Here is a 13,171-nt window from a genome sequence, read left to right as displayed (position 1 = left end):
CTTCCCTTCTCTCTCTCCACGCACTCTGTTCACTCGTGCGCTCCAAAGTGTCCGCCCGAGAGCACGCCGCCTTATCGGCTGCTTATGCGCGACATGGAAGGGACTGCACCTGATGCAGCCAATGGCAGCACGAAACCTCCTGGGCGGCTTACGGAGCCGGGGGCGTCTCGCCGCGGTCGCCGCGGCCGCGGCGCTGCTCGCCGGCAGCCTCGTGACCGCGGCGTACGCCGACCCGGGGCAGGGCGAGCAGGAGCGGGGACGGCCCACCCCGACGCCGACCGCCTCCCAGAGCCCTCCGGCGCTCACCCCGGCGGGCGGTTCGTACCTCGAGGGCACGGTGAAGGTCGCGGCCGTCCCGACCGCGGCCGGTGACAGCGTCACGAAACTCGCCGTCGACGACACCCCACTCGACGCCACCCGGACGGTCGGCGTCTCCAAGCTCAGCTTCGACGTCGGCACCAACTCGACGGAGGCCCAGTACCACAGCTACGTGCTGGTCAACGGGGCGTACCGCGGCGACATCGGCGACCACGTGAACGAGCGGGCGACGATGGAGATCCCGAACGAGCACCTCGTCAAGGGAGAGAACACCGTCGAGATCGTCGTAGGGACGATCCAGTCGTCGTGCGGCCTCAACTACGACGACTTCGTGCTGTCCGACGTGGGCCTCGAGCTGCTCGGCGAGGTCGCGGACGGCGAGGACAACCCGTACACCTTCTCCTTCGGCGACGGCAGCTGTGGCACGAACACCACGCTGCTGAAGCGCGCCACGCTCAAGTTCTTCGTCCAGGGCGACCCGCAGGGCACCACGGGTCTCACCGCGGACGTCGACACCACCAAGCTGGCCAACGGAGAGCACGCCATCACCGCCACGACCGCGGCCGGCGTGACCGTCAAGAACACCGTGACCGTGAACAACGCCGCTGCGGGGGCGCCGCGGTTGCTGCCCACGGACGGCACGCTCGTCGCAGGCACCAAGGCGGTCTTCGCGACGGTCCCGGCAGGCAGCGAGGGCGGCGTCAAGTCCCTCACCGTCGACGGCGCCGAACCCGCCACGAAGCCCACGCTCGGCAACGGCGCCGCCAAGCTCGCCTTCGACGTGGGGCCGGACCCGATCGACGACAAGTTCGACAACTTCCTGCTGGTCAACGGCAAGCGCATCGACCTGGGCGGCTCCTGGGCGAACCAGCGGGTGACCGTCGCGGTCCCGGCCCGGTTCCTGGTGCCCGGCGACAACACGATCAAGGTCGTCACCGGGGACTACAAGGAGTCCTGCGGCAACGGCCGCGACGACTTCACGATCGCCAACCTCGCCCTCACCCTGGACGGCGCCACCGTGACCGGCAAGGACGTCAAGCCGTCGTACGAGATGGGCGACGGCGCCTGCGGCAGCAGCCAGACCCTCCTCCGCGAGGCCGAGCTGCGCTACACGATCGACGCCCCGGCGGTGCACGTCGTCGAGACGCTCGGCTCGGGCGACGCCACCCTCAGCTTCAACGTGGGCAGCAACTCGATCGAGGCGCGCTACCAGAACTTCGTGCTCGTCAACGGCCAGAAGGTCGTCCTCGACGGCGACTTCGTGAGCAAGCGCGTGGACCTCACGATCCCGAACGAGTTCCTGGTCCCCGGCTGGAACACCATCGACTTCGTGGCCGGCACCTTCCCGACGTCGTGCGGGAAGAACCGCGACGACTTCGCGATCTCGAACATCGCCCTCACCCCGGCGAAGGGCACGGCGACCGGCCAGATGCTCAAGGCCTCGTACGGCATGGGCGACGGCAACTGCGGCGACAACGTGAACCCGCTCACCGAGATCGACCTCGAGTTCCTCGTGGACGCGCCCGCCCGCGGCCTGCGCGCCGACCTCGACACCACGGCCGTCAAGGACGGCAAGCACACCCTGGCCGCCGCCTCGACCACGGGCGAGACCGCCACCCGCGTCCTGATCAGCGACAACTCGGCGCCGAAGGTCGCCAGGAGCGTCCCCGCCGCGGGAGTGAAGATCACCGCCTCGGTCGTGCTGGACGTCAAGCTCGAGGACGCCTCCGGAGTCGTGTCCGGGCCGGACGTCAAGCTCGACGGTCAGCCGATCCAGCTCGGCACCCAGGTGGGCCCCGGGCTGCACGCCGGCAAGCACACCCTGGCCGTGACCGGCGCCGACGGGCTCGGCAACACCGCGGCCCGCGAGATCGTGTTCGAGTCGGCCGGCATCCCCGACGTCCCCGCCGAGCTGACCCCGGCCCTGGGCGCCGTCGACGTGTCGGACCCCGTCAAGCTCTCGGCGAAGGTGGCCGAGCCCGACGGCGGCAAGGTGACGGCGACGTTCTCGCAGGCCGAGATCCTGACTCCGAACGAGGTGTTCCAGGGCACGGCCCCGTCCGTCCCGACGACCCTGCGGGTCCCGGGTGAGAAGCGCGTCAAGTCAGGTGCGCTCGAGCCCGCCGACGGCCGGACACTCGACGCGCCCGCCGGCCAGGATCTCGTCTACCAGCGGTACGACGTCCAGGTCGAGGGGCACGTGGACTCCCCGGTCCTGCGCTGGGAGGGCGCCATCGACCCCGAGCGCCTGGCGTCGCTGCGCGTGTGGAACACGAAGACCAAGGCGTGGGACCTCCTGACGAGCACCCGCGGCGCCGCCCAGGGCAAGACCGTCCTCACGGCCGTCGTCGACCGGGGGTACGTGGACAAGCAGCAGGTCCACGTCATGGTGACGGGCGAGGACCCGTTCGCCGACGACATCGAGCCCGGCGACCCGAACGGCTTCGCCGACCCCGCGAGCTACGACTTCTCGATCGTCCACTACACCGACACGCAGTACCTCTCCGAGGGCGCGGTGGAGCAGGAGACCCCCGAGGAGCGCGCGGTGTGGGAGTCCGCCTACTCCAAGGTCATGGACTGGATCAAGGAGAACAAGGACCAGCGCAAGATCTCGTACGTCGCCCACACCGGCGACATCATCGAGAACAACATCCGCAAGCCCGCCGACGAGGCCACCCAGAAGCAGGTCGTCGGCGAGTTCGAGCTCTCCTCGAAGCTGCAGAAGGTGCTGGACGACGCGGGCATCCCCAACGGCGTCATCGCCGGCAACCACGACAACCAGTCGGGCACCGAGGACGGGCCCGGCGCGATCTACAACCAGTACTACGGCCCCAACCGGTACCAGGACCTGTCCCGGGGCTGGCAGCACGCCAAGTACGGCGGGCCGTGGAAGGAAGGCGACAACCAGAACCACTACGACCTGTTCTCCGCGGGCGGTCTGGACTTCGTCGTGGTCGGCCTGTCGTACGGCGTGACGAGGGACGAGGCCGAATGGGCCGACTCCGTCTTCAAGAAGTACCCCAACCGCAACGGCATCCTGCTCTCCCACGACTACCTCGTGCCGAGCACCAACCCGGACGGACGCGGCACCGGATTCTCCGCCCCCGACGGCTCGATGCTGTACAAGACGGTGGTCGAGAAGAACTCGAACGTCTTCCTCATCCTCGCCGGGCACGAGCACGGCGTGGGCACCAACGTGAAGCCGAAGGTCGGCCAGGTCGGCAACGGCGTGGTCGAGCTCCTGGCCGACTACCAGTTCTACACGGTGTCGGCCGACCGGCTGGGGCTCACCCAGGTCGGCGGGTACAACCCCGAGGACCAGCTCCAGTTCGGCGCGAGCTTCTTCCGGCTGCTGCAGTTCAACGTCAAGCGGGCGGAGCTGAGCGTGGACACCTACTCGCCGCTGCTCAACGACTTCGGCGCCACCGAGTTCGACCCGCTGCGCCGCTACGACGGGCGCGAGGACAACATGGTGCTGCCGGTCGATCTCACCTCCCGAACGACGACGTTCCAGACGGACTCGCTGGCGCTCTACAAGCCCACGCGGACCATCGGCAGGAGCACGGTCGCCTCCGGCCAGGTCGCCTCGGTGACCTGGGACCGCCTGAAGGGCGACACGGCCTACGCCTGGTTCGTCACGGCGAGGTCCGAGGGCGGCGGCGTGACCGCCTCCGAGCCGAGCGTCTTCGTCACCAAGGACGAGCACGGCAGACCGGGCACATGGGGGCCTGACTCGCCCATGTACCACTGGTTCAACCGCTAGCCCGCCATCGCCGCCCCGGACCCGTTCCGGGGCGGCGTTCCCCTTCTGACCTGGAGAAAACAGACATGCCCCGCAGGCAGTGGCTGTTCGCCGTCGGCCTCGCCTTCATCGTGGGCGGCGTGCTGGCCGACCTCGTCTACCCCGCCCCGGCGTCGGCGCACGACGCGACCACGACCGCCCACGCCGAGGTGACCGGCTCGGGCGCGAACGTCAAGGTCGTGCTCGACCTCGAGTACGACCTGCTCATGAAGTCGGCCTGGCTCTACGCGCAGGCCTATGAGGCGAAGGAGCGGGCCGAGCAGCTCCGCCAGCTCAAGCTGAACCGTGACGCCGTCATCGACTACGTGACGCGCCGCTTCGACGTGGCGTACGACGGCAAGTCGTGCGCGCCCACGACGGTGGGCGACGCGGACGTGCGCCTCCGCGGCAGGGCGACCTTCGCGGTGCTCACCCTCGCCTACTCCTGCCAGGGTGAGGAGAGGGGAGTGCACGCCATCTCGAGCGCGCTCTTCCCCGACAACGAGAGCTTCGTCCACAGCACGAAGACGATGGTCCGGTACGACCTCGACGGCGAGACGAGCTCCGCGGTCCTGGACGCCGCGAACCCGACGGTGCGCGTCGGCGAGCGCCCGGCCGCGCACCAGCTGTGGGAGTTCTTCCTGCTCGGCGCCGAGCACCTGCTGTCCGGCCTCGACCACATCCTCTTCCTGATCGCCCTGCTCATCGGCGCGCGGCGGCTGCGCGACGTCGTCGTCACGGCCTCCGCCTTCACGGTCGCCCACAGCATCACGTTCCTGCTGGCGGCGATGGGAGTCGTGGACGTACCGGGAGCGATCGTCGAGCCGGTCATCGCGGCGTCGATCATCGTGGTGGCGGTCGCCAACCTCCTGGGCCGCCAGGAGGACAAACTGGGCAAATGGCGGCTGCCGATCGTCTTCGCCTTCGGCCTGATCCACGGGCTCGGCTTCGCGGGCGCGCTGGACATCAAGGAGAGCGGGTCGTGGCAGCTGCTCCTGTCACTGCTGAGCTTCAACGTCGGCATCGAGGTGACGCAGCTCGCGATCATCGCGGTGCTCTTCCCGCTGCTGGTGCTGCTGCGCCGGACCTCCGCGGCCCGATGGGCGGTGGTCGCGATGTCGGTCCCCATCGTGGCGGTCAGCCTGTACTGGTTCTTCGACCGCATCCCGCTGCCACTCTGACGGCCCGGGGCGCGGCGGTGAGCGGGCGGTGAGCCTGCGGTGAGCGGTCGACGCCATCGTCGTTCCGTCGCCGGATCCGCCGAGGACCGGCCATGGAATGAGGAGTGGACATGAACGTTCTGGCCGGCAAGACCGCGCTGGTGACGGGTGGATCGCGCGGCATCGGCCGGGCGGTCGCGCTGCGGCTGGCCGCCGACGGCGCCGAGGTCGCGGTCCACTACGGCGGCAACGAGGAGGCCGCCAAGGAGACCGTGGCGCGGATCGAGGAGGCGGGCGGCCGGGCGTTCGCCATCCGGGCCCGGTTCGGCGACGTCTCCGCGACGGACCAGCTGTTCGAGGGCCTGACCGCCGGGCTGGCGGGACGCGGGCTGGACATCCTGGTCAACAACGCGGGCATCGCCTCGGTCAACCCGATCTCGCAGGTCACCCCCGAGGAGCTGGACCGCCTGCTGGCGATCAACGTCGCCACGCCGTTCTTCGTCATCCAGCGGGCGCTGCCGCTGCTGAACGACGGCGGCCGCATCATCAACATGGGCTCGACGGCCAGCCGGTTCGCCGTCACCATGCAGATCGGCTACACCATCACCAAGGCGGCCCTGGAATCCATGGCCCCCACGCTGGCCAACGAGCTCGGCCGGCGCGGCATCACGGTGAACACGGTCGCGCCCGGCGCGGTGCGGACCGACATGACCGCCGGATACAACTCCCTCCCCGAGGTGGTGGCCGAGCTGGAGGGGATCACCGCGCTCGGACGGCTCGGCGAGCCGGAGGACGTGGCCGACGTCGTCGGCTTCCTGGCCGGGCCGCAGGGCCGGTGGGTGACCGGCCAGACCGTCGACGTGTCCGGCGGGACCTACCTCGGCCCGATCGCCAGGGGGTGATCCTGGCCGGTGGATAATCACCGGCATGCGGTTTGCAATCCTGGGTGAGACCCGGGCGTGGCGCGACGACGGGGCTGAAGTGCCGCTGGGCGGCCCGGCCCGCCGCGCGCTGCTGGCCCTGCTGCTGGTCCGGCCCGGCGAGGTCGTCTCGGCCGACCGGCTGGCCGACGAGATCGACCCCGACGGGGCGCTGTCGGCGCACGCCCTGCAGTCCCAGGTGTCCCGGCTGCGGACGGCGCTGGGCTCGGCGTCCTTGATCGAGCGGGCCGGGGCCGGCTACCGGATCGTGGCCGACGACGATGACGTGGACGCCTGCCGGTTCGAGCGGCTGGCGCAGGAGGGCCGGGCCGCGCTGCGCGACGGCGACGCCGGGCGGGCGGTCGCTCTGCTGCGCGAGGCGCTGGAGCTGTGGCAGGGGCCCGCGCTGGCCGGCCTGCCCGAGAGCCGTACCGCCCAGGCCGCCGCCGTACGGCTGGAGGAGCGCCGGCTCGGGGCGCTCGAGGACCGGATCGAGGGCGAGCTGCGGCTCGGCGAGCATCGCGCGGCCGTGGCGGAGCTCCGCGAGCTGGTCGGCCGGCATCCGCTCAGGGAACGGCTGGCGGGGCTGCTGATGCGGGCGCTGTTCGCCGAGGGCGGGCAGGCCGAGGCGCTGGTGGTGTTCGAGGAGACCAGGCGGCACCTGGCCGACGAGCTGGGCGCCGATCCCTCCGCCGAGCTGGTCGCGCTCCACCGGGAGCTGCTGAGCGCCGACCCGTCGCCGTCGCCCGCCGCGCCGCCCGCCCAGCTGACGTCCTTCGTCGGCCGCGCCGGGGAGGTGGCCGAGGTCGCCGAGCTGCTGCGCGTGGCCCGGCTGGTCACCCTGGCCGGTCCCGGCGGGGTCGGCAAGACCCGGCTGTCGGTCGAGGTGGCCGCCGTCGCGGCGGACGACGTGTGCTTCGTGGAGCTGGCGCCGCTCCGTGACGGCGACGCGCTGGCGCAGGTGCTGCTGGGCGCGCTCGGCCTGCGGGAGCACGGGCTCTCCCTGGGGGACGGCGGGCAGAGTCCGGTCGAACGCCTGATCGGGGCGCTGTCGGACCGGCTGCTCCTGCTCGTCCTGGACAACTGCGAGCACCTGGTCGAAGAGGCCGCCACGCTGGTGGCGCGGCTGCTGGCGGCCTGCCCCCGGCTCCGGGTCCTGGCGACGAGCAGGGAGCCGCTCGGCATCATCGGCGAGAACCTCTGGCAGGTGCGGCCGCTCGACGACGAAGCGGCCGCGCGGCTGTTCACCGATCGGGCCCGGGCCGTGCAGCGCGGCTTCGCGGGCGACCCCCGGACGGTGCGGCGGATCTGCGCGGCCCTCGACAACCTGCCGCTGGCCATCGAGCTGGCGGCGGCGCGGCTGCGTACGCTGCGCATCGACGACCTCGCGGGACGGCTCGACGACCGGCTCGCCGTCGCCGCCCGTGGCAGCCGCACGGCCGACGGGCGGCACCGGACGCTGCGCTCGGTGGTGGCGTGGAGCTGGGAGCTGCTGTCCGGGCCCGAGCAGCGGGCCGCGCGGTGGTTCACGGTCTTCGCCGGGGGCGCGACGGCCGAGTCCGCGCTGCGGGCGTGCGGCACCGACGGCGAGACGCTGGAGTCGCTGGCCGACAAATCCCTGCTGGAGGTCTCAGGCGGCCGTTACCGCATGCTGGAGACGATCCGCGCGTACGGCGCCGAACAGCTCGACGCGGCCGGCGAGCGCGAGCCGGCCCGCCGCGCCCACGCCCGGCACGTCCTGGAGCTGGTGCGGACCGCGGACCCGCAGCTCCGGCAGGCCGGGCAGCTGGAGTGGCTGGCGGTCCTGGCGGCCGAGCACGCCGACCTGCTGGCGGCCGTGCGCTGGGCGGTCGAGGCACGGGAGGTGGAGACGGCCCTGCGCCTGCTCGCTGCGGCCTCGACGTACCTGTGGATCCGCGGCGCGGCCGCCTCGGTCGCGCCACAGGCGATCGCGCTGCTGAACCACGTGGGCGCTGCGGATTCCGTGGGCGTCGCGGTCCCGGACGGGCTCGGCGAGGAGTACGTGGCGTGCGTCCTGCTGGCGGCGTCCGGCGAGGCCGGGCGGCCGGTGTGGCAGCGGCACCGTGCCCAGGCCGAGAAGGCGCTGGCCGCCGCGTGGTCAGGTCCCGAGCCGGGCCGCTATCCGGCCGTCCTGCTGCCGTGGATGATGCGGAACGCGAGCGAGGCGGACCCGCACGGCGCGTTCGCGCTCGTGTCGTCCCAGCGTGGCCGCCCGGAGCCGTGGGTACGCGCGGTCGCCGAGTACGTGTGGGGATTCGGGCTCCTCGGCGAGGGCGGCGGCACGGAGGCGGAGCGCGGCTTCGGCGCGGCCGCCGAGGGTTTCCGCTCGCTCGGAGACCGGTGGGGCACCGCGCTGGCGCTGGACACGCTCGCGAGTCTGGCGGGCGCGCGCGGTGACCGCGCGTCGGCCATCGCGCTCACCGACGAGGCGCTCACCCTCACCGAGCAGCTCGGCGCTCTGGAGGACGCCGCCGACCTGCTGGTCAACCGGGGCGATCACCTCTCCGGCGACGACACGGCGGCGGCCCGCGCCGACTATGCGAAGGCCGCCGACCTCGCCCGCCGCGCCGGCAGCGCCACCAGCCTGGCGGCCGCCCTCCGCGGGCTCGGTGACATCGCCCTGCTGGAGCAGGAGCTGACCGAGGCGGAACGGCTGTACACGGAGGCTCTTGAACGGATCGATCCGTACTGGATCAAAAGCCTCGGCAACCGGGTGCGCGCGCTCGCCGGGCTCGGCCGCGTCGCCGAGGCGCGCGGGGACGGCGCCGCGGCCCGGTCGCGGTACCAGGAGATCGCGGAGTCGGCCGCCGTCATCGGGGCCTCCACCACGGACGCGCTGCGCCTGATGGGCTTGCCGGAAAGCCTCGTCGAGGCGGTTATTCACCTGCGGTGAGCTCCGCAGGGGCGGCTATCGTCTAGGTTCTGGTCATGGGTCACCACGAGGAAGATCCGCACCCTGCCGGCTACACCCCCATGGTCGCTCCGGAGCAGGCCGAGCTCATCCGCCGCTGGCACGAGCGTGCCTACCAGGCAGCCAGGGCCGAGGCCGCCGCCGAGCAGACGTTCACCTATCTGGGCACGACCCTGGTCGTCCCGCCGCAGGTGCAGCCGATCACGGGGATGTCGCACCTGCTGGGCGAGGCCGTCCTGGCCGAGGTACGGGCGGGAGACCGCGTCCTGGACATGGGCACCGGCAGCGGCGTCAACGCCATATTGGCCGCCTCGACCGCGAAACAGGTGCTGGCGGTCGACATCAATCCCGTGGCTGTCGAGGCCGCACGTGGCAACGCCGAGCGCAACGGCGTCGCCGACCGGGTCGAAGTCCGGCTCAGCGACGTGTTCGCCGACGTCGACGGCCGGTTCGACCTGATCGTCTTCGATCCGCCGTTCCGCTGGTTCGCCCCGCGCGATCTGCTCGAGGCCGCCACGACCGATGAGAACTACCGGGCCATGACCTCCTTCTTCCGCCAGGCCAGAGAGCATCTCACCCCGGCGGGCAGAATGCTGATCTTCTTCGGCAGCTCCGGAGACCTGGCGTACCTCAGGCATCTGATGGACGAGCAGGGCTTCGACGTGGAGGTCGTCGCCCGGCAGGAGCTGACCAGGGACGGCCGGTCGGTCGGCTACTACACCTTCCGCCTGACCTGACCCATGACCATCAGTCCCCTCCCGAGATGGAAGCCTGAATGACCGTCACTCCCGCGCAATTGCGTGCCTTCGCGAGCCGCGCCGAGGCGCTCACCGCCGAGATCAGGGAACTCTGCGGCAGCGCCCCGGCCGAACCGGCCGAGCGAGCCCACCTCCAGGCCGCCCTGCACGCGGCGGACTGGCTGGCCAGAGGAGCCGAGGACCTGCAGCACGCGGCCGAGGACCTGGCCAGACTCAGGTCCCAGCCGCTGTGCGGCTTCGGATGGGGTGTCTGCCCGGAGCACGGCAACACCCTCTCCTCGCGCGCCGGCGTCGCCACGTGCCGGGTGTGCCGCCGTACGTGGAACTACGACCGGCTGGGTCAGCCGTGCCGAGAGCCGGTGACGTGGAAGGTGACCGACCCGGCCGGGACGGAGACGAGGATGTGCGACGGGCACGTTCTCGGCGCCCGCGCGGCCATGGGGGGCGCCACCTTCATCCGCCTCGACGCGGGGGCCTTCGACGAGCAGATGTGACCGTTACTGATTCCGTAGGTGGACATCAGCAATCCCGGCCTTTCGGGCGAGAAGGTCCGTGCCCAGCATGAGCGTGGCGGGCGAGGGCGTCGGCGGGCACGGCCAGCTCCAGCGTGGGGAGACGGTCGAGCAGCACCTTGGGCACGGTCTGCAGCTCGGTGCGGGCAAGCGCCTGGTCGCCGCCGGCCGGCCGGATCGGCGCCACGGGACAGCCCTGACGCAGCTCGGCCCACTCCTGCGGCGGCTCCAGAGCGCTGGGCGCGGGAGTACGAACCGAGGCCCCGGCGCCGCGGTGCGCAACCGGGCGGCGCTGATCGCGGCGGCGCGCGAGGTCTTCGCCGCCGCCGGCTACGACGCGCCGCTCAGCATGGTCGCCCGCGTGGCGGGGGTCGGCCAGGGCAGTCTCTACCGGCACTTCCCCGACCGCGTCAGCCGCGGTCCTGGTCAGGAGGCCGGCGCCCGCCCGGCGCGTCGCCGCCGCCCGCGCGTGGACGCTGTTGCGCAAGGGCCTCGGACCTTCGGGTGGGTCAGAGGCTTCGGATCCGCAAGATGGCGCGGTGTAGATGAAAAGTCAGCGAGGTAGCTTTCGGGAACCGTCTGGCTGAATTGTTGCGGGGCTTTGTCCGAGTTCGTGGCGGTGAACATTTCATCGGCGGTGGCGCTTGCCTGGCGACGCTGCCGCAGTTTAGGGCCGACATCGGTGCGCAGACGCCGACAGGGCAATGCTCGCGCCTTGACTTGACCCGCTGCATCGGTATTCGCTACGCCTCGCGCACCGCCGCCACCGACTCTGAATGAGGAGGCATCGGAAGCCGCACAACAATGTTAGCGATAGCAAGCGCCTGACGTGGTCTGTTGCCCTTCGAGGCGAAACTTGATCATCACGAGCCCCTCGACCGTCCGCGCGAACCCGGCGCGGAGGGCCCCGAAGAACGCCGGATCGGGTACGCGGGTGCAGCTGTGGGACTACCACGGCAACAGCGACCAGCAAGGGAACTTCAACGCTCCGGGACGGTCACCAGCGCGGCAGGCGTGATCACGAGAACGAGTGACGGCCGCGCCAGCCAGCACTGGACAAAGGCAGAGCTCCAGGCGCGCGGCCTACACCGCCCCGTCCGCCCGCCATCTCTGTCGTCGGCAACATCCCCGAAGATCGATGAAAGGTCCACACATGCAGCCGCTGGACAAACGCCGCACCACTGTGGTCGGCGTCGCCGCCTTATCCTTGGCCGCCATCGCGCTGACCACCCCAGCGCACGCCGCCACCACGATCACCGTGGCGGCTGACGGCTCCGGAAATTACACCACCATCCAGGCTGCGCTCGCGGCAGCCTCGTCCGACACGGTCATCAACATCAAGCCGGGCACCTACCACGGCCAGGTGTCCGTCCCGTCGAGCAAGCCCGGCATCACCCTGCAGGGTACGACCGGGAACGCGACCGACGTCGTGATCACCGGAAACACTCCCCAATCCACCGCCGGTGCCGCGGGTAGCGCGACCGTGCTCAACATGGCCAGGAACACCACAGTCAAGGGAATGACCATCGCCAACACCTACGCCGCGCACGACAGTCAGGCACTGGCCCTGTACGCCGGCGGCGACCGGCAGGTCTACCGCAACGTACGCCTGCTGGGCTACCAGGACACGTTCCTGTCCTGGGGCGGTACCGGAAGCTCGCAGGTCCGCCAGTACGTCTACCAGAGCTACATCGAAGGCGCCGTTGACTTCATCTACGGCAACGGCGCCCTGGTCATCGACTCCACGACCATCCGCTCGCTGGACCGCGGCAGCACCAACAACGGCTACATCACCGCCGCGGCCACCAACTCCCGCAACCCGTACGGCATCCTGATCACCAGATCGACGCTGGCGAGCTCGGCCGCGGCGCGGACCGTCGCCCTGGGCCGCTGCTGGCACGCCGGCGGCGCAGCCGACGCGATCGGTCAGGTGCTGATCCGCGACTCGACGCTGGGCGCGCACATCCGCCAAACCGGAGCCTGGCAGGACATGGGCGGCTTCTCCTGGAAGACGTGCCGGTTCAGCGAATACAACAACAGCGGCGCCGGAGCCAGCACCGGCACCAGCGACCGCCCGCAGATGAGCAGCGCAACCGCGGCGAACTTCACCCCACAGAAGTACCTGGCCGGCAGCGACGGCTGGAACCCGGTGCAGTAGCCCGTCGGCGTTCACCAGACCGCTCATCCTCACCCTCTCCGTCCATGAGGACATCGCCTCGTGAACCGAGGGCGCGTCATCCTGGCGCCGACCGAACGCTCGTGGTGAACCCGGCACGCCTGGCGTTCGTCTGAGGAGTGTGCGTCGACTCGCTTTGCTGACCCTTCTGCTCGCCGCCGGCTGTTCGTCCGAGGCGGTGTGTACCGCGATCGGCACCCCTGTCGGTGTGGCCCTGCACATCGCAAGGCCGCTCGCCGCCGAGGTGAGCGACGCCACGATGGAGGTGTGCTGGGACGGTGCCTGCAAACAGGTCGGCGTCGAGTTGAGGCCGTCCACGCGGGCGGCCAGGGAGACCTGCTCCGGCGACAGTTGCAGGGCGGAGGAAGTGCAGACCGGCGAGAAGAACGGGTTCGGTGACGTCGCAGGGCTGCCCAAACGGCCGGTGACGGTCCGGCTGACGCTGCGCGGAGCCCGCGCGAAGCCGCTGCTGGAACGGAGGCTCGAGGTCACACCGAAGGGACGTTTCCCGAACGGCCCAGAGTGCGGGGAAGGCGGCCCCAACGTTGTCCTCACGGTGGCGGCGGACGGGTCGGTACGGGAGAGCTGACAGTGATCGGGGCCTTGCTGAAACA

General features: G+C 71.0%; 9 protein-coding genes. All 9 read left to right on the top strand.

Going from position 1 to position 13,171, the window contains the following annotated elements:
• Positions 1–121: 121 nt before the first annotated feature.
• The gene (locus ABD830_RS17235; protein WP_344988216.1) at positions 122–4,081 is read left to right on the top strand and encodes a metallophosphoesterase; all 3,960 of its coding nucleotides are present in this window, start codon (positions 122–124) and stop codon (positions 4,079–4,081) included.
• Positions 4,082–4,146: 65 nt separating this feature from the next.
• Positions 4,147–5,280, top strand: coding sequence for a HupE/UreJ family protein (locus ABD830_RS17230; RefSeq protein WP_344988214.1), 1,134 nt, complete (start codon positions 4,147–4,149; stop codon positions 5,278–5,280).
• A gap of 110 nt (positions 5,281–5,390) precedes the next feature.
• Positions 5,391–6,161, top strand: coding sequence for an SDR family NAD(P)-dependent oxidoreductase (locus ABD830_RS17225; RefSeq protein ID WP_344988212.1), 771 nt, complete (start codon positions 5,391–5,393; stop codon positions 6,159–6,161).
• A 25-nt stretch (positions 6,162–6,186) separates the two neighbouring features.
• Positions 6,187–9,093: an ATP-binding protein gene (locus ABD830_RS17220; protein WP_344988210.1), complete on the top strand. Its 2,907-nt coding sequence runs from the start codon at positions 6,187–6,189 to the stop codon at positions 9,091–9,093.
• A gap of 35 nt (positions 9,094–9,128) precedes the next feature.
• A complete protein-coding gene (locus ABD830_RS17215) occupies positions 9,129–9,848 on the top strand; it encodes a methyltransferase (protein WP_344988208.1) in 720 nt (239 codons plus the stop codon).
• 38 nt (positions 9,849–9,886) lie between these two features.
• Positions 9,887–10,363: a hypothetical protein gene (locus ABD830_RS17210; protein ID WP_344988206.1), complete on the top strand. Its 477-nt coding sequence runs from the start codon at positions 9,887–9,889 to the stop codon at positions 10,361–10,363.
• Between the two features lie 67 nt (positions 10,364–10,430).
• The gene (locus tag ABD830_RS17205; protein ID WP_344988715.1) at positions 10,431–10,946 is read left to right on the top strand and encodes a TetR family transcriptional regulator; all 516 of its coding nucleotides are present in this window, start codon (positions 10,431–10,433) and stop codon (positions 10,944–10,946) included.
• 588 nt (positions 10,947–11,534) lie between these two features.
• Entirely contained in the window at positions 11,535–12,539 is a 1,005-nt protein-coding gene (locus tag ABD830_RS17200; RefSeq protein ID WP_344988204.1) for a pectinesterase family protein, read from the top strand.
• Positions 12,540–12,678: 139 nt separating this feature from the next.
• On the top strand, positions 12,679–13,146 hold the full coding sequence (locus ABD830_RS17195) for a hypothetical protein (RefSeq protein WP_344988202.1): 468 nt from the start codon (positions 12,679–12,681) through the stop codon (positions 13,144–13,146).
• Positions 13,147–13,171 lie beyond the last annotated feature (25 nt).

This window comes from Nonomuraea helvata (assembly GCF_039535785.1).
Lineage (GTDB): Bacteria > Actinomycetota > Actinomycetes > Streptosporangiales > Streptosporangiaceae > Nonomuraea > Nonomuraea helvata.
The sequence above is the reverse complement of the archived record's forward strand: the minus strand, read 5'-3'. Positions and strand labels throughout refer to the sequence as shown.